We start from the raw sequence: 16,436 nt of genomic DNA on the forward strand, positions 1-16,436 counted from the left end.
TTCGGAGCGATCAGTGCGCTACGCGATGAGTCTGAGTTGCTCCATCTCTGCAAGTCGGTTGAACGGGTTGCGACGATCGTGCTCTTCGACCGTGAGGCTTTCGAGGCCGGGCTCGAAGAGCGCGGCGCTCGAGCGGTTCATGCGGTTCATCCCACGGAGAGCGAGGCGGGCCTTGAGCCAGTCGATGATGCGGGAGATGTTGGCGCTCGCTGCTGCCATGGCGCCGGCCATCTCGACAATCCAGGGGCCACGCATGCGTCGCTTCATCGGAACCCCGAGCGCCTCGCGGTCCGCGTCCTTGAGACACGAATTACCGTTCTCGACGTTGTTGCGCTTGCCGAACCAGGCGCGCCACACGTCGGACTTGTACTCGTACTCCTGACCGTACTTGAGGTGGTTTTGGTTCTTGTCGCCGTTCTTGTCGCTGAGAACCCCAGGGACTTTCACGGTCTTGCCCGGGATGACAACGTCAATCCAGGTGTCGGACTCTGCGTCGTAGACCTTCGGGTCGGTGAACTCCGGGTAGGAGTACTGGCGCGCGCCGGTGACGTCGTAACCGCTACGGGGGATGAGCCGGTAGCGGGAGCGCTCCTTGCGGCGCTGACGGAGAAGCGCGTGGGCTTCGTCTCGAAGTTTGGAGCGCTCGGCCTCGGGCTTGCTCGTGATGGTCTTGAGGTAGTCGAGGTATGTCTTCTCGGCGTCGATGAGGGCGGCTGGCATAAACCGCATGTGCCAGCTACCCGTGACCATGACCAGGTTGTGCCGGCCATCGGCGCTTGCGTAGAACGCTTGCTGACCGAGCTCTTCTTCATCGTTCTTGTAGTCCATGACGACCTTGACGCCTGCTTGCGCGAGAGGGCGCTGCAAGTCCTCGGGCTTCGCTCCTGGGAAGTAGGCGCGGTCGCCGACAACGGTCTTGATGGCGTGACCGCGTTCAACGGCAGACTGGTAGAGGAACAAGCCGTGCCCTGTGAGAGCGCCCGGCTTGTGACCGCTGGTCGAGAGAAAGAGCAGGGGATAGCTCGCCTCAGTCTCGTTCGGGTCGCGGGTCATGACCGCGTACTCGAGCTCCCATCCGAACGCGTACTTATCGCCACCGTCCTGGTCGGGGTCGTGGCTGCCCTGGCGGCCGTACCAACCGCAGTCGTAGTTCGTGGAGACCTTGTCGCCCGGCTTGATGTTCCTGGCACTCTTCTGCTTGCCCGAGACTTCCGCGAATGTGGCATCGATGGCAATCGCGCCCTTGAATCGCCGACGAACCTCACGGTTGAGGAACTGGACAGATCCTTCAATCAGTTGGTTCGTGAGTTCGAGCATGCGGGCTGCGCGCTTCGCCATCTCCACCGGGTCGCGCAGCTCCGCAATGGCCGCCGCGCGTTCTGCGTCGGTCATAGTGTTGCGGCGAGGGCCGGGGTGTCGGTCGATGAGCTTCCGGAGCCGCTTGATTGCCTCCCAGATGCGGCGGTAGAGGGTGTCCTGGTGTGGGGTGAACTTCAAGATGCCGATTGCTTCACGCTGTGACGTCGTCAGGGACATCGCGACTTCCGTCATCTGCTGGATGCTGACGCTCCGCCGAGCTCGCATCGTGATGAACATCAGCATGAGCACGGAGGTCTCCGACATCAACGCCTTCCGGCCTCGGTCGGACGTCCGGTCTTCCGCTTTCCAGCGCTCGATGCGCGCTCGAATGCACGCTCTGTCGAACAGGCGGACGGTCTCGAACGTCGCCAGCTCAAGGGGGAAAGCCTGACCGATGCGGATGTAGGTCGACATCTTCATGCCGAAGTCGTCCTGCATCCACCGTTCGGCGTCGTCGAAGTCGTGATGCTTCGGCTTCGGCGCGGTCATCGTGCAACCTCCGCACGGAGCTGACGGCGGTAGGAAGCAGTGTCGGGCGCGGGAACGTGGGCGATGAGCTGGTCGAGGTGCTCGAACTTCGTGACACCGGCGGCGGTCATCAGGGCACGCATGTTGGTGCCGGCGATGAGGTGCGTGATGAGCCATGTGTTCCGCATGCGGGTGGTGACGGGGTCTGGCTCGTTGCCGCGGTCGGTGTCGTAGAGGAACGTGGTGAGCGTGCTGATGCCGTGCTTGACGCGCTTCGGGGATCCGAACACCCAGTGGTTCGGTTCGACATCGGAGATGGAGTCGAGCAGGAGACTCTCGAAGCGCGCGAGGAGCGGGACGGTCCGGGCTCCCGCCCTGACGGTGACGAGGACACCTTCGGCGTCAGCGACGATGTCGCGGCGGCGGACCTGGAGGAGCTCGTTTGCTTTGAGCCCCGCTCCCGTGCACAGCGCGAGGACGACGCCGGCGCTGCGACGTCGAGCCGCGGTCGACTGGCCCGTCGCCCAGCTTTCGAGGAGGTGCAGGTCGAGGTCGTCGTAGGGTGCTGCGGTGTTCTGCGGAGTCGTCGGTGCGAACTCCAGTGGCACCTCGCCGAGGAGGACCTCGGACATGTGCATCAGGGCCGACCGGTATGTGCGACGCGTGGTGTCCGACCAGGTGACGTCGGTGCGGGTGATGTAGCGCCGGATGATGACGGGGTGGAACACGACGGCGGTCTTCGCCGGGTATCCGTTGACGTTGACGACCCAGTCGACGAAGGGTGCTGCGATGACGATGAGCCGGTCGGCTGACTGAGTAATGGACGCTGCCGCCTCGGTGACTGCGCTGACCACGAAGTCGCGGACAGCCCTCCATCGGTCGTCCGAGAACGTCGGGGCGTACTTCACCGTTGTTCCTCCGGAAGTGAGGAACGACGGGAGGGCGCGCAGCATCGCGGCGATGTACTGACGCGGTGACCGGAGGATCTGGGTAGGCATGCCCGGCCTATGCAGGCGAAGTGGGATGAGCTGTGGGAAGGCGCTCCAGATTCCGATCTCGCTGCCGGCGGATCGGCATGCCCGCGCGGATGGTCGGGGGGCGCCGCCGACGCGAACGGTCGTGTCACCCCGGGCGTGTCGCCGCTTGCTCGCACATGTGACGGTGACGTCGGCGTCGTACGCGTGACGCTGGCGATGTGCATTCGATCCGGGCGGCTCTCTGCTTCGGGGACTCAGAAAACGTAGTGATCTTCGCGGCCGGATTGGTCCTGTTTGCGGACCCCGCTCGTCTGCGACCCGCGCGTCCTCCAAGATCACGCCCGTTCCGCGCATACCCCCTCCGAGGCCGACCGTCGGCCTCGGAGAGGACCACATGCCCACCCCGACCACGGCGCTCGCAGCGCTCCACGGCGAGTACGCCGACCACGCAACGCAGCCAGCCCTGACGCTCACCCTCGACCAGCGGCGCGGCGTGGCGTTCTACCTGGCCGACACCGATGACGCCGTCGAGGTTGAATCCTTCGTGCGACGCTGGGTCGACCGAGTGCACGACCTCGACGACTTCGTCGACGAGCACGGACGGATGCCCCGTGCCGACTCGACCCGTCCGCGCCCTGCCACCGCCGAACAGACCCTCGTCGACGCACTCACCTACTTCCGGCAGGTCGGCGCTGCGGGTGGCTACTGCTCGTACCAGGTTCGACGACTTGAAGCGGTGCCGGGCTTCGCCTGGAACCCCCGTGACGCGCAGTGGTCGTCGATGCTCGCCGCGCACCAGCAGTTCTGGGCCGATCATCAGCGACCGCCGCGTCGTCGCGCGGCCGACCAGACGGAGGTGACGATCGGACGGTGGGTCGCCCAGCAACGAGCCCAGCACGCCCGCGGCCGCCTGCTGCCGGAACGCGAGCAGCAGCTCCGGGCGGCTCGGTTCCGTGTCCTCTGATGGCGTTACCGAACTTCGCGTGCTTCGCCGAGGATCCGTCGACGGTGCTCGGAAGCGTCCATCGTCGGAATGTGCCGGAGGGACGTGACCAAGTGCTCTGGCTTGCGCAGTCCGCCGGCAGCCATGAGTTCGGCGGCGTGCGTGCCTGCAGCGAGGTGCGTGGTGATCCAGGTAGCGCGCATTCGCGTGGGGACTGGCTTCGGTTCGTTGCCGAAGTCGGTGTGGTTGATGAACGGCGTGACGAAGTTGTAGGTCGTCTTTCTGTCCTCCCCGCCAAGCACCCATGCGTCGTCCGGCACGTCCGCGAGGGAGTCAATGAGGAGCTGCTCCCATCGTTTGAGCACGGGCACCAACCTCGGCGTCCCAGCCCGTACGTCGACGAGCGCTCCGTCACGGTCAACGCGCACGTCGCTGCGCCGGAGGTGCTGCATCTCCCACGGGTCCAGCCCAGCACCTGCGCCGAGGGTAAGGACTGCGCCAGCACCTCGACGTCGCAGTGCCGTTGACTGCCCACGCGCCCACGACTCGAGCAGGTTCAGTTCGAGGTCGGTGTACGGGGCAGTGACAGACTGCCCGTTCAACGGCGCAAACTCGATCGGACCCTCTTCGGGGAGGACGACCTCCGAGATCCGGAGCAGGAAGGAGCGGTAGTCGCGGAGCGTCTTGTCCTTGAGGTTTAGGTCGTCGCGGGAGATGTACCGGCGGATTAGCACCGGGTGGAACACGTTCGCGACCTTCTGCATCCCGTTGACGTGAACGACCCAGTCAACGTACGGCGTTACCGCGACCATCAGCCGCTCAGCAAGGTAGGCACACGCGGGCGCGACGAGCGCGACAGCGTCCAGTACGAACGGCTCGATGTTGGCCCACCGGTCGGCGGGAACCGACTGGTTCCGGTACTTCCGCATCGCGTGGAGGGGTTCTGGGCGAAGCTGCGGGACAAGCGTCCCCTTGTCTGCGTTCGAGCTTCGGGCCCCGAGCGTTGAGTCCCCGAGGATGAGCGGCTCGGGTTCCCAACATTGGACGTGCGAGCAGTGCTCGACGAGACCTCGACGTGGGAACGGACGACCGAAGGCGGCGCCCATCGGCCGCCCCAGGGCAGTCGCAGACGTGACGGTCTCCTGGTGCGGCACGACGCGGTGCTCGGTAGAACGAGGTGAGCGGAGCGCCGCTCGAACGGCGGCAGGGAGCGAAGGCATGCCACGGCTATGCCCGACGACCGGACCCTGACGTGAGGAACGCCGAGAAGTAGACCGACACGGCCTTCAAGGACCGCTCCTAGCCAACTTCCCCAGCTGGTTCGGGCGTGCCGGCATAGCTCCAGGACAACGACTCCTGGAGGACCCCTTGGACTACCGCACCGCTACCCGTGAAGAACGAGCCGCCGAGTTCATCGACTTCGCGACGAAGCTGCACGACGGCCGATACGACTACGCGCACGTTCCGCTCGGCTACGTCAACGGCGACACCAAGGTCACCATCATCTGCCCCGACCATGGGCCCTTCGAGCAGCCCCCGCGCGAGCACCGCCGAGTCCGCGAAACGCCCTGGGGCCCACAGCGTGGCCAGGGTTGCCGAGACTGCAGAGGGTTCAACGCTCAGGCGGAGATTCGTCGCGAGCGATTCGTTGCGAGGGCTCTGGCCACGCACGGCGACCGGTACGACTACACCGATGTCGTGTACTTGGACGCGCGAACCGACGTGACCGTGAACTGTAGCGAACACGGAGCATTCTCAGTCCGCCCAGACAACCACACCTCCAAATACGCGACCGGCTGCCCCAACTGCGCCCTCACATCTCACCGCTCGGCACCGCGGTCAAAGAAGAAGTCAGAGGAAGGCCAGTGGCGGAACCGCCCGGCAGGGACGACCACCGGACGGAAGCGGACCCCGCGCAGCGCGGAGACCCGCTAGCTGCGCCGTCGACCGCAGCCCCACTACTCGTTCGCCTCAACGTGTCAGCACCGGGCACGTCGTGAGCGACGGCGAGGCTTGCAACCAGCCGGCAGCGGGGGAGCGGCTACCCGAATCGGCTGCGGGCAGAGCGATCTGTCGGCCCAACCCACACCATCGCGATGGCGTTCCACGGGATGTGCTCGCGGTTCGTCGGCTTGCGGCAGCAGGCAGGGTTGTTGTGTGACTGTTCACGGAAACGGTCGCCTGCCCGCCGAAAGTGTCGCTGGACCGTCTGAGCGACAACTTTATTGAGCAAACTTCGACGCTCACGGGATCCAACTCCCCGGTCCCCCGCCTACAACTCGCCGCTATCGCTGTACAAACGCGAGCTCCGACGACACGCTGTCCTGCAAATCGCCTCTAATGATGGACCTGCGCGGTTCATGGGAGCAGCGCGGCCGCACAGGTGATTCGGCAGGTGGCTGTCATTGCCGGTGATCTTCCCGCACGGGTAGGACATTCGTGATCAGCGCGATCGCCCCGACTCCACCGACTACGGGTAGTCCCGCCGAGACCCCTTGCAGCAATCCCGAGTTCGTGGCGACCACACCGAGGCCGAGAGCGACTACCACCTGGATGACGCAGCCCACGAGGTACGCGGTCGAGAGGCTGGTCACGCGGAACGACTCCGGGATCGACGACGCGAGTGCCGCCACACCAGACGCGAACAACAGACTGTAGGCGATGCCGCCGAGGACCGCGAAGACGACGAAGAGCACGAGCGAAGAAGCCTGTGCGGCTCCGATGAGCGTCGCAGTAGCGGCCACCGAGGCGATGCCGCCGGACACGCCGGAGACCCGGGCGGACAACCGTCTCGCTGCGATCGCCACGACTCCGATGACCAGGCTCGTGATGGAGATGATCGAGCCGATCGCGAAGGCGTTGGACGTCCCGATGAGCTCCTTGCCGATGTCCGCCCCGAGGGACAGCTCCAGCGCGCCGAGCGAGTACGCGGCCGCGATCGAGATCGACGCCCGGACGAGCACGCCGCGGAACGTGGCGGGAAGCCGGAGGCCTCTCCTCCGCTCACTGCGGGCCTGCGTCGGCCGGTCAGGAGAGAGTCGGAGGAGCATGAGCAGGACCACGACCGCGACCGCGAAGAGGACCCAGTACGAGAAGTGGAGCGGCGCCGGTGCGTACTCGACGAGCGCCCCGCCGATTAAGGTGGCGAACGCCAGCCCGATCGCCGTGGACGCGGTCGCGATCGAACTCGATCGGCCAGGAGCAGCATGTGACGCCGATTCGACCATGACCGCCGTTGCCGGGCTCAAGCCCAGCCCGACGCCCACGCCCATCAGGGCTCTGCCGGCGATGGCCGACCCGAGGTCGGGCGCGACGCCGAAGACCAGCGCTCCGCCGGCGATCGAAGCGACTCCGGCGAGCATCGCCGCACGGCGGCCGACGCGATCCGATACTCCTCCGAGACACGCGAGTACCAGGGCGAGGGCGAAGGGGTAGACGGCAAAGATCGTCGTGGCTTCGACCTGACTCAGATCCCAATCGGTTCGGTAGACCGGGTAGACCGGTGTCGACGCTCCGCTCCCCCACAAGGCGAGCGCCGGGACAGTGGCCGCTGTCCAGAAGGACCTGCGCTGCAGCCCTGACGTCGTCCGGTCACGATCCGCGGCACCCAGGTCGGCGATGTCAGGACTCCTCTGCTGCGGCCAGCGCCGCTGGGGCGCCGTACCAGACCGGACTTGGGTTCAACCGCTCGGGCCAGCGTCTGAGCATCTCGTCGAAGAACCCGATCCGGTCGACGCCGGAGGCAGACACCTCCATGACGTCCGACAGGTACCGCCGTGTCTCCCCGATGGCTTCGGGCCGATCGGCTCGTCGCGCGTCCTTGTGCCCGGCGACCACGGACGTCGGGTGCAACTCGGCGACCTGGTCGAGCGCCTCCTGCCAGCGTCGATAGCCGCCGTGCGCACCCTCGGCGAGGAACTGGTGGACGCCGTTGTAGACGACGTCTCCGGCCACCACCAGTCCGATGGAGGGAACCCAGAGCACGGTCGTCGCGTCGGTGTCGGAGTGCCCGACCTCGACGGGGACGAGCTCGGCGCCCTCGAGCCAAAGCCCCTCCTCGGGGACTGGCTGGGCCACGACCGGCGTCGCGGGGAGCAGGCCCGGGAAGATCCGGTCCCAGAGTGCTTCTCGTGCGGTGGTCGCCTGGAGGCGCATGAGTCCGATGGTCCCGGGGGTCGCCCACGCTCGTGCGTCGGGGAAGCGCTCCTGGATCCGTGCCGTGCCGAACCAGTGATCGCCGTGACCGTGCGTGGCGTAGATCCCCACGAGACGTTTCCCGCTCCGCGCCACCCAGTCGATCACCTCGTCGATCTGATCGACGAGGAACGGCGGATCGACGAGGAACGCGTCGCGGTCCCCTTCGATCAGGACGGTCGAGAGTGGGCTCCACATCAGCGGCGAGCCGTCCGGCATCCGGTCATCGCCAGCGCGTTCGCGCCCGTGCGAGACGTGGACTGAGTACTCGATGCTCATCAGGTCCCCCGTCAGCCGAGCCGTTCGATGACCATCGCGTTCGCCAGCCCGCCTGCTTCGCAGATGACTTGGAGGCCGTAGCGGCCCCCGGTTGCGTCGAGCACGCCGAGCAGTGTTGCGGTGAGACGTGCGCCGCTGGCACCGAGCGGATGGCCGATCGCGAGGGCGCCGCCGTGCACGTTGACCTTGGCAGGGTCAGCGCCGGTCGCCTTGAGCCACGCGAGTACGACGGACGCGAACGCTTCGTTCACCTCGAACGCATCGATGTCGTCGAGCGACAACCCGGCGCGGCGCAGAGCTTGCTCCGTGGCCGGGACGATGCCCGTGAGCATCATGATGGGATCGTCGCCGACGACCGCGGTCGCGACGACGCGGGCCCGGGGCCGCAGTCCGAACCGCTCCACCGCTTCCGATCCGGCGACCAGCACCGCGGCGGCACCGTCGTTGACCGGACTCGCGTTCCCGGCTGTGACGCTCCAGGAGATCTCGGGGAACCGTTCGGACCAGCGAGGGTCTTCGAAGGCCGGACGCAGCGCTGCCAGTGCCTCCGGCGTCGTGTTCGGGCGGATCGACTGGTCGACGTCGCCCGCGGACAGGGGGACCGTCTCGCGCTCGAACAGCCCTGTTCGCTGCGCCCGGGTCGCTCGACGATGGCTCTCGAGCGCGAAGGCGTCTGATTCCTCCCGCGAGATGGCCCAGCGCGCCGAGATGAGCTCGGCGCTGATGCCCTGGGGAACGAGTCCGGGGGCGAAGCGCCGCTGCACGGCCTCACCGAACGGGTCCCTGCCGGCCATCTGGCTGCCGATCGGGATCCGGCTCATGGACTCGGCACCCGATGCGACGACGACCTCGTAAGCTCCTGCCTGGATGCCCTGCGCCGCGAAGTGCAGCGCCTGCTGGCTGCTGCCGCACTGCCGATCGATGGTGACGGCAGGCACGCTCACCGGCAGGCCCGCGGCCAGCGCCGCCCACCGAGCGGTGTTCGCACTCTGCTCGCCGACCTGTCCAACGGCGCCGGCGAGCACGTCACTCACGGCTGCACCGGGCACGCCCGCCCGTCGAACGACTTCTCGGATCGCGTGGGCATGGAGATCGACGGGATGCGTGCCCGCGTACTGCCCGTCGCGCTTGCCCTTGCCGAACGGGGTCCTGATCGCGTCGATGATGAACGCTTCTGCCACGACTGCCCTCCCTCACGGGTGGCGACGATCACGCGACCATCACCATTGACTTGTTTATCACAAGTCAGTGGTGTGACCTAGACCCGGATGAACTCCACGGCCTCGGGCGGGAGGCTGTCGTCGTCGTGATGGACGAATCCCACACGGACAGGCGCGTCGCTGCTCTGCTCGTGTCGCACCATCGTCGGGCCGTCAGCTCGCGGCACGTTGTCGTCGCCCCACTGCTGGAGCGCACCCAGTACGACGAGGAGCTGTCGCCCCTCGGCGGTCGGGCGGTACGCAGAACGCGCTCGGCGACCGGGCTCCTGGTAGTCCACTCGCTCGAGCACTCCGCCGTCGACGAGCTGCTTAAGGCGATCGGTCAATACGTTGGTGGCGATCCCCAGTCGCTCCTGGAAGTCGGCGAACCGCTCGACCTGGTACAGCAGGGACTCTCGGAGGACGAGGAACGCCCACCGGTCACTGAGGATGGTCAGGGTCCGCTCGATCGAACAGAACGGCTGAACGGGTCCGAGTTCGGGAGTCCGTGCGCGCGACATCCCTGCATCGTACTGCGCAAGTCAGCTCCGCGGCTGTGCGTCATCCGCCGATCGATGCCGCGGCTCGTGCGGCCCGGATGAAGGTGCGATGGGCGGCGGATCGGTCGTCGAGGTAGCTCCCGACGAGGACCGCGTCGCGGAGCATGACGAGTTCATCGGCTCGGTCCCCGGCGTCGCCACGGCCTGCGGCATCGAGGTACCGCTCCAGCTGCCCCCGGAACCAGCGCCGATGGGACGACACGACGCCCCGTACCGGGCTCTGGGCGTCGGCGTACTCGGCGGTGGCGTTGATGAAGGGGCAGCCGCGCGTGTGGTGCCGGTTCGCGTCCTCGGCGATCCCCTCGATCGCGAGTTCGAGGAGGTGTTCCGGGTCCGTCGCCACGGACTCCGCGGCGTCGAAGGCGGCCTTGAGCATCGCGTCCTCACGCTCCAGGTAGGCGACCACCAGTGCCTCCTTGCCGGCGAAGTGCCGGTAGAGGGTCGCGCGGGTGGTGTGCGCCTCGGCGACGATCCGCTCGATGCCGACACCCGTGATGCCTTCTCGGTAGAAGAGCTCGCCCGCGACCGCGAGCAAGTGCTCGCGAGGTGAGGTCGTCGGGATCGTGGCGGTGGCGGTCATCGGCGGATCGTAACACAGAAAGAACGTTCGTTCTTTTTGCTCGATTGCTTGACGCAAGCCAGACGCCGTGTAATGCTCGTCACCAGCAAGAACGATCGTTCTTTCTTTCGCTGATCGGAGTCCTCATGACCACCTCGTCCCGTCGCCTCACCACCCGCCTCGCCATCGGTGCCGCCGCGGCTGCGCTCATCGCAGTGCCGACCGCAGCGCACGCCGCTGGCACCCCGTCCACGTCCGCGTCCGCGTCCGCGACCTCCACGACCAAGAGCGCGAAGCCGACAATCGTGCTCGTGCACGGCGCGTGGGCCGACGCTTCCAGCTTCGCGCCCGTCACCAAGCGTCTGCAGTCGGACGGGTACACCGTCGTCAGTGCTCCGAACCCGTTGCGCGGCCTCTCGACCGACGCCGCGTCCCTCAAGGCGTTCGTCGAGCAGGCGACGACCGGGCCGGTCGTCCTCGTCGGGCACTCCTACGGCGGCGCCGTGATCACCAACGCCGCGAAGGGCATCTCCCGCGTGACCGACCTGGTCTACGTCGACGCATTCGCGCCCGACAAGGGCGAGACCGTCGTGCAGCTCTCCGGCTCGGTCCCCGGCTCGGCGCTGGCGGCAGACCCGAAGACCGTCTTCGACGCCGTGCAGGACCCGAACCTGCCGGCGGGCGACCCGGACCTCTACATCAAGAAGAGCCTGTTCAAGTCGGCGTTCGCGGCACACCTGAGCGGCAGCAAGGCCGCCGTACTCGCAGCGTCACAGTCGCCGGTGGCGGGTGGCGCGCTCCAGGAGCCTTCGGGTGACCCGGCGTGGAAGACGATTCCGAGCTGGTTCGTGATCGGCTCCTCGGACAAGGTCATCCCGGCCGCAGGTCAGGAGGCCATGGCGAAGCGGGCGCACGGCGACGTGACGAAGGTCAAGGCCGACCACCTGTCCATGCTCGAGCAGCCGTCGGCGATCACTCGCGTGATCGAGACCGCGGCCAAGACGAAGTAGGCGCGGCCATGACCCCGGTGCTCTTCATCCACGGTCTGTGGATCCACTCGTCGGCTTGGCGTCCGTGGCAGGACCTCTTCGAGGAGGCCGGCTACGACGCGCAGGCGCCCGGGTGGCCCGGCGACGGCGCCACGGTCGAGGAGACCCGCGCACACCCGGAGCGTCTCGCCGGCATCGGCGTGCGTGCGATCACCGATCACTACGCGGGCATCGCAGCACGCCTGCCGGAGAAGCCGATCGTGATCGGCCACTCCTTCGGCGGTCTCGTCGCGCAGAAGCTCCTCGCGGCCGGGGTGGCGCGCGCAGCGGTGGCGATCGATCCGGCCCCCATCAAGGGCGTCCGCGCCCTCCCGTTCGCGCAGATCCGTTCGGCACTCCCCGTCGTCAGCAAGAAGGCGAACGCCGACCGCTCGGTGTCGCTGACGCCGCGACAGTTCCGGTACGGATTCGGGAACGCGATCAGCCGGACCGAGTCCGACCGTCTGCACCGGCAGTACGCGATCCCCGGTCCCGGTCGACCCGTGTTCGAGCTCACCGCGGCGAAGAAGGACGCGTCCTCACCGACCGAGGTCGACCTCGACGACCTGCGACGCGGCCCCCTGCTCGTGATGGGCGGCAGCCGTGACCACACCATCCCGGAGATCGTGGCCCGCCAGGCAGCCCTGCTGTACGAACCGGGCCTGCACACCTCGTACCGACGCATGGACGGGCGAGGCCACTCCCTGGTCTTCGACAGCGGCTGGGAGACGGTGGCGAAGACGGCGCTCGAGTGGGTCCGTCAGAACGAGCCGAGCGTCGCCCGCTGACGGTGCTCGGGAACACCGTGGTCCGGCGCGCCTTCCCCCATGCGGCGCGCCGGACCACGACCGACAAGGAGAAACCATGCCCTGGATCAACCTCACGATGCGCAAGGGCGCACTCGACCAGCAGCAGCAGGCTGCGGCGATGGCGCGTCTCACCGACGCGCTCATGCACTGGGAACACGTCCCGGACACTCCGGTCGCGCGCAGGGTGATGAAGGGGTGGGTGTACGAGGTGGAGTCCGGTGCCGACTACGTCGGTGGCTCGCCGGAGCACGCGCGCCCCTCGTACTTCGTGGAAGTGCGCATCCCCGCCGGCCGGCTGTCGCGTCTGGACAAGTCCGGCATCATGCGCGACTTCGCGCAGATCCTCATCGAGGCCGAGGAGCGCGTGCCCCTGCCCGAGGAGCTCCGCCGCGTCTGGGTAACGATCGTCGAGCTCGAGGCGGAGGACTGGGGCATCGGTGGTCACACCGACTGGTTGCGGGCGTACGAGAGCGCCCTCCCCAACCCCGTCGGGCAGGTCTGACGTGTCGGCCACACGCGCGACCAGACGGAACGTGCTCCGTCGGATCCCGACCCGGTACGGCCGCGTCGCCGCCCACGACCACGACGGGCACGGTGCCCCCATCGTGCTGCTCCACGGCTTCCCGGACGACAGCCGGATCCACGACCGCATCGTCCCGCTCCTGTACCGACACCGGGTGGTGACCATCGACTTCGTCGGCTACGGCGCATCCGAGCGCACGCAGAGCTCGCTCGTCCGTCCAGGGCAGCGTGTTGACGAGGTCGTGGCCGTCCTGGAGGCGCTCGACGTCAGCGACGCCGTCATCGTCGGCCACGACAGCGGCGGGCCGGTGGCCGTCGAGACGGCACTGGCGTCCGAACGGGTGTCGAGCCTCTTCCTCCTGAACAGCTACTACGGCCGTGAGTCGGCGCTCCGTCTGCCGGAGATGATCCAGATGTTCGGCGACCCTCGTCTGGCACCGCTCTCCGATGCCGTCATCGCCGATCCGGCGCAGCGCGCCTGGTTGTTGGGCCACACCGCGAGGCGCTTCGGGTACGACCCGGACGCGCCGGACAGTGTCCGTTCGCGGGCCGTCATCCCTCAGTTCTTCGGGGATGCCTCGCAGCCGGACGCGCTGCGCGCCGTCCGGGCGTGGACCCGTGCGCTGCCGCGGGACCTCGGTGAGCAGACCCGTCGTGCGGCCGCTGGCGAGCTCCGTGAGCTGAGCAAGCCGGTGACGTTGGCCTTCGGTGCGGAGGACCGGTACCTCAGTCCAGCGTTGGCGCGGCAGATGGCGGACCGATTCACCGGTGCCGTGGTGCACGAGGTACCCGGCGCATCGCACTGGCCGCAGTGGGACCAGCCCGAGGTCGTCGCCGGTCTGATCGCTGACCGCCGCTGACCCGGTGTCGCCCGACCCGACCCGACCCGAACGGGCCGGGCCGGGTCGACGCCGTCAGCGGACTTCGTCGACTCCGGGGAAGACCGCCCTGGTCATCACGCCGGCGCTGCGCACGAGTTCGTCGGCATCGATGTCGGCCGCTCCGGCGACGGCGTCCGTCGCTGCTCCGCAGTACCCGTGGTAAAGCGCTCGGGCCAGGAGTTCCGGACCGTCCGCGGTGATCACTCCCGCGCGCACTCCTGCTGTGGCGGCGGCGGCGATCATCGAGATGAGCCGTTCGTTCACGTCGTTCTTCACCGCGTCGGCACCGGACGTCCCGTAGAGGGGCCCGGTGGACGTCACCGTGATCGAGTGCAAACCGGGTCAACTCCTCGAGCACGGTCACGAGCCGTCCCGCGACGGTCCTGGTTTCGTCGGACAGGATCTGCGCTCCCACGTCGAGGAACGACTCCATGTGACGCGCCCACGCGGCCGCAGCCAGGTCTTCCTTCGTGGCGAAGTGCAGGTAGAACGACCCCTTCGACATGCCCGCGGTCCGAGCGAGTTCCTCGACGGTGGTGTCGGCGACGCCGCGCTCCGTGAACACGAGGACTGCTGCGTCGAGCAGGTCGCGACGGCGCTCCTCGGCGGGCTTGACCCGGCGTGGTGGTCGCGTCGATCGGGTTGCCGTTGTCATGCGTCCTCCTGGTCCGTCATCTTATGCACTTGCTTTCCGCACCGATCGGTCTCGATCTGCGCTACGCTCGGTCCGTGGCACGGAGCAAGGAGTTCGACCCGGAGATCGCCCTCGATCGCGCGATGGGGCGGTTCTGGGCTGCCGGGTACGAGGGCACCTCGACCCAGGAGCTCATGGCCGTGATGCGCGTCGGGAAGCGGAGCATGTACGACACGTTCGGCAACAAGCGCGCGCTGTACCTCCGCGCGCTCGACGAGTACGTCCGGCGTGCGGAACTCGTGCACCAGACCGTGCTCGACGCAGACGGGCCAGTGGCAGACCGGATCGAAGCGCTGTTGTGCTCCGGCCTCCGACTGGCGGACGCGACCCCGCCGGGGTGTTTCGCCGTCAACGCGGGGACGGACCTCGGTGGCGACCCGGATGTCCGCGCGATCGTCGACGGGCACTTCGAGCGCAGCACCGACCGCATCGCGGCGGTGCTGCGTCAGGCGGGCGGCGGGCAGGCGGCAGCACTCGCGCCGCTCGTGCACACCGCCTGGATCGGGCTGCGAGCGCGATCCGCCGCGGGTCTCTCCGAGAACGGACAGCAAGCGATCATCCGGCAGATCGCCGCACTGGTGTCCTGAGCCGGCTGCGGGTTCGTCCGTCGACTCCGCTTCCGCCATCATCCACACACCCGACCGGGCCCACGGGGTCGTTCCCGGCCCCGTCTCGATCCGACCCTTCATTCCGCACCGAACAGTCTCAACAGGAGAAGCATGTCTCAGAATCACCTCGCCCCGCGGGGCCGTCGGCCCCTGGCAGCCGTCTTCGCCATCGCCCTCGGGTCCTTCTCGGTCGTCGTCGCCGAGTTCGTCCCGGTCGGCGCCCTCTCCGCTATCGCCCACGGGCTCCGCGTGTCCGAAGGGGAGGCCGGCTTGCTGGTCACGCTGCCGGCGGTCGTCGGCGCGGTGGCCGCGCCGGTCGCCACCGTCCTCATGCGGCGTCTCGACCGTCGTGTCGCAGTCCAGGTGCTCACTGCGCTCATCGCAGTGTCCTGCCTCCTCAGCGCGGTCGCGCCGACCTTCGGCGTGATGCTGCTGGGACGTCTGCTGCTCGGCGTCAGCGTCGGTGGCGTCTGGGCGACCGCCGTGTCCGCAGCGGCACGGCTCGTCCCTGAGCGGATCGTGCACACCGCCAGCTCGATGGTGTTCGGCGCCATCGCCGTGGGATCGGTGATCACGGTGCCGTCCGCGACCCTCGCTGTGGCCCACGTCGACTGGCGCTGGACCTTCGCCGGTGCTGCGGCCGTCGCCGTGTTCGCCGTCGTCATGCAACTCGTCCTCGTACCGCGCATCCCCGCGGCAGACCGTGTGACGGGGGCGGACTTCCGGACGATCCTCACGTCTGCCCCAGCGGTTGCGCTGCTCGCGATCGTCCTGTTCGTCGTGTTCGGCCAGTTCAGCGCGTTCACGTTCGTCGTCCCCTACCTCGTCTCGGTCGCCGGTCTGTCTGCCGCCACGGCATCGCTGCTCCTGTTCGTCTACGGGGTCCTCACCATCGTCGGGAACTTCGGTGGAGGTGCACTCCTCGGACGGAGCATCCGAGGAACCGTGGTCGCCACGCTCGTCGCGGGAGGGGTGGGGCTCCTGCTGCTCGCGCTCGGTGCCTCTGCGGTCGTGGCGGTCGTCGTCGCGCTCGTGCTGTGGGGCCTGTCGTGGGGCAACGCACCGGTCGCGCTCCAGCACTGGCTCTTCACGTTCGACGGCAAGCGGTTCTCGGCAGAGGCCGTGAACGCCTCCTTCACTGCCGTCGTGCAGGTCGGTGTGGCTGCTGGTTCATTCCTCGCGGGCCTCGCGGTGGACGCGGTCGGGACCAGCAGCAGTGTGCAGCTCGGTGCGGCGTCGGCCCTCGTCGCCCTCGTGATCGGGCTCGTGCTCATGGCTGCCACGGCCCGTCGGTACCGCGTCTCGGTCGAGACGCGCTGACTGCTCCTGTCGGTCGAGGGCGGGGCGCGCACCACG

General features: G+C 67.9%; 17 protein-coding genes and 1 pseudogene. 8 read left to right on the forward strand and 10 right to left on the reverse strand.

From position 1 onward, the window contains the following. Positions 1–18: 18 nt before the first annotated feature. On the reverse strand, positions 19–1,848 hold the full coding sequence (locus tag QE359_RS07080; protein ID WP_309778518.1) for a hypothetical protein: 1,830 nt from the start codon (positions 1,846–1,848) through the stop codon (positions 19–21). Beyond that, positions 1,845–2,825 carry a hypothetical protein gene (locus QE359_RS07085; protein WP_309778520.1) on the reverse strand — a complete coding sequence of 327 codons (981 nt, stop codon included), beginning with the start codon at positions 2,823–2,825 and terminating at the stop codon, positions 1,845–1,847. Before QE359_RS07085 ends, QE359_RS07080 begins: the two co-directional genes overlap by 4 nt. A gap of 373 nt (positions 2,826–3,198) precedes the next feature. Here QE359_RS07085 and QE359_RS07090 point away from each other — a divergent pair, with 373 nt between their 5' ends. Further along, the gene (locus QE359_RS07090; protein WP_309778521.1) at positions 3,199–3,768 is read left to right on the forward strand and encodes a helicase associated domain-containing protein; all 570 of its coding nucleotides are present in this window, start codon (positions 3,199–3,201) and stop codon (positions 3,766–3,768) included. A 5-nt stretch (positions 3,769–3,773) separates the two neighbouring features. On the opposite strand, the gene QE359_RS07095 is transcribed toward QE359_RS07090, so the two are convergent. Next, positions 3,774–4,901 (reverse strand): hypothetical protein, encoded by a 1,128-nt coding sequence (locus QE359_RS07095; RefSeq protein WP_309778522.1) that lies wholly within the window; start codon positions 4,899–4,901, stop codon positions 3,774–3,776. Between the two features lie 214 nt (positions 4,902–5,115). On the opposite strand from QE359_RS07095, the gene QE359_RS07100 reads away from it, so the two are divergent. Further along, on the forward strand, positions 5,116–5,682 hold the full coding sequence (locus QE359_RS07100) for a hypothetical protein (protein WP_309778523.1): 567 nt from the start codon (positions 5,116–5,118) through the stop codon (positions 5,680–5,682). A gap of 467 nt (positions 5,683–6,149) precedes the next feature. Here the strand turns inward: QE359_RS07100 and QE359_RS07105 are convergent, their stop codons facing one another. The 5 genes from QE359_RS07105 to QE359_RS07125 form a co-directional block, all read right to left on the reverse strand. Beyond that, positions 6,150–7,274 carry an MFS transporter gene (locus QE359_RS07105; RefSeq protein WP_309778524.1) on the reverse strand — a complete coding sequence of 375 codons (1,125 nt, stop codon included), beginning with the start codon at positions 7,272–7,274 and terminating at the stop codon, positions 6,150–6,152. A 94-nt stretch (positions 7,275–7,368) separates the two neighbouring features. Next, a complete protein-coding gene (locus QE359_RS07110) occupies positions 7,369–8,220 on the reverse strand; it encodes an MBL fold metallo-hydrolase (RefSeq protein ID WP_309778526.1) in 852 nt (283 codons plus the stop codon). Positions 8,221–8,231: 11 nt separating this feature from the next. Beyond that, positions 8,232–9,401, reverse strand: coding sequence for a thiolase family protein (locus QE359_RS07115; RefSeq protein WP_309778528.1), 1,170 nt, complete (start codon positions 9,399–9,401; stop codon positions 8,232–8,234). Between the two features lie 77 nt (positions 9,402–9,478). Next, positions 9,479–9,940, reverse strand: a complete 462-nt coding sequence (locus QE359_RS07120) for a helix-turn-helix domain-containing protein (protein WP_309778532.1) — start codon at positions 9,938–9,940, stop codon at positions 9,479–9,481. Between the two features lie 40 nt (positions 9,941–9,980). Then, a complete protein-coding gene (locus QE359_RS07125) occupies positions 9,981–10,559 on the reverse strand; it encodes a TetR/AcrR family transcriptional regulator (RefSeq protein ID WP_309778534.1) in 579 nt (192 codons plus the stop codon). 125 nt (positions 10,560–10,684) lie between these two features. Here QE359_RS07125 and QE359_RS07130 point away from each other — a divergent pair, with 125 nt between their 5' ends. The 4 genes from QE359_RS07130 (at position 10,685) to QE359_RS07145 (ending at position 13,757) form a co-directional block, all read left to right on the forward strand. Further along, positions 10,685–11,548, forward strand: a complete 864-nt coding sequence (locus QE359_RS07130) for an alpha/beta hydrolase (RefSeq protein ID WP_309778536.1) — start codon at positions 10,685–10,687, stop codon at positions 11,546–11,548. An 8-nt stretch (positions 11,549–11,556) separates the two neighbouring features. Then, positions 11,557–12,354, forward strand: a complete 798-nt coding sequence (locus QE359_RS07135; RefSeq protein WP_309778538.1) for an alpha/beta hydrolase — start codon at positions 11,557–11,559, stop codon at positions 12,352–12,354. Between the two features lie 76 nt (positions 12,355–12,430). After that, positions 12,431–12,877, forward strand: coding sequence for a hypothetical protein (locus QE359_RS07140; RefSeq protein ID WP_309778539.1), 447 nt, complete (start codon positions 12,431–12,433; stop codon positions 12,875–12,877). A gap of 31 nt (positions 12,878–12,908) precedes the next feature. Beyond that, positions 12,909–13,757 (forward strand): alpha/beta hydrolase, encoded by an 849-nt coding sequence (locus QE359_RS07145; protein ID WP_309778542.1) that lies wholly within the window; start codon positions 12,909–12,911, stop codon positions 13,755–13,757. A gap of 54 nt (positions 13,758–13,811) precedes the next feature. On the opposite strand, the gene QE359_RS07150 is transcribed toward QE359_RS07145, so the two are convergent. After that, on the reverse strand, positions 13,812–14,114 hold the full coding sequence (locus QE359_RS07150) for a hypothetical protein (protein ID WP_309778544.1): 303 nt from the start codon (positions 14,112–14,114) through the stop codon (positions 13,812–13,814). A 121-nt stretch (positions 14,115–14,235) separates the two neighbouring features. Continuing rightward, positions 14,236–14,433: pseudogene (locus QE359_RS19065) on the reverse strand (helix-turn-helix domain-containing protein); the annotation flags it as partial. Between the two features lie 74 nt (positions 14,434–14,507). Between QE359_RS19065 and QE359_RS07155 the strand changes: the two are divergent. Both QE359_RS07155 and QE359_RS07160 read left to right on the forward strand, forming a co-directional pair. Further along, positions 14,508–15,059, forward strand: a complete 552-nt coding sequence (locus QE359_RS07155) for a TetR/AcrR family transcriptional regulator (RefSeq protein ID WP_309778546.1) — start codon at positions 14,508–14,510, stop codon at positions 15,057–15,059. Between the two features lie 132 nt (positions 15,060–15,191). Then, positions 15,192–16,400, forward strand: coding sequence for an MFS transporter (locus tag QE359_RS07160; protein WP_309778548.1), 1,209 nt, complete (start codon positions 15,192–15,194; stop codon positions 16,398–16,400). Positions 16,401–16,436: the final 36 nt, after the last annotated feature.

The sequence above is a fragment of the Curtobacterium sp. SORGH_AS_0776 genome (assembly GCF_031453355.1).
GTDB lineage: Bacteria > Actinomycetota > Actinomycetes > Actinomycetales > Microbacteriaceae > Curtobacterium.

Bases quoted from the DNA above. Each gene is read 5' to 3' on its own strand.
- QE359_RS07120 (WP_309778532.1), bottom strand. From the start codon at position 9,940: ATGTCGCGCGCACGGACTCCCGAACTCGGACCCGTTCAGCCGTTCTGT.
- QE359_RS07160 (WP_309778548.1), top strand. From the start codon at position 15,192: ATGTCTCAGAATCACCTCGCCCCGCGGGGCCGTCGGCCCCTGGCAGCC.
- QE359_RS07090 (WP_309778521.1), top strand. From the start codon at position 3,199: ATGCCCACCCCGACCACGGCGCTCGCAGCGCTCCACGGCGAGTACGCC.
- QE359_RS07110 (WP_309778526.1), bottom strand. From the start codon at position 8,220: ATGAGCATCGAGTACTCAGTCCACGTCTCGCACGGGCGCGAACGCGCT.
- QE359_RS07130 (WP_309778536.1), top strand. From the start codon at position 10,685: ATGACCACCTCGTCCCGTCGCCTCACCACCCGCCTCGCCATCGGTGCC.
- QE359_RS07140 (WP_309778539.1), top strand. From the start codon at position 12,431: ATGCCCTGGATCAACCTCACGATGCGCAAGGGCGCACTCGACCAGCAG.
- QE359_RS07085 (WP_309778520.1), bottom strand. From the start codon at position 2,825: ATGCCTACCCAGATCCTCCGGTCACCGCGTCAGTACATCGCCGCGATG.
- QE359_RS07125 (WP_309778534.1), bottom strand. From the start codon at position 10,559: ATGACCGCCACCGCCACGATCCCGACGACCTCACCTCGCGAGCACTTG.
- QE359_RS07080 (WP_309778518.1), bottom strand. From the start codon at position 1,848: ATGACCGCGCCGAAGCCGAAGCATCACGACTTCGACGACGCCGAACGG.
- QE359_RS07135 (WP_309778538.1), top strand. From the start codon at position 11,557: ATGACCCCGGTGCTCTTCATCCACGGTCTGTGGATCCACTCGTCGGCT.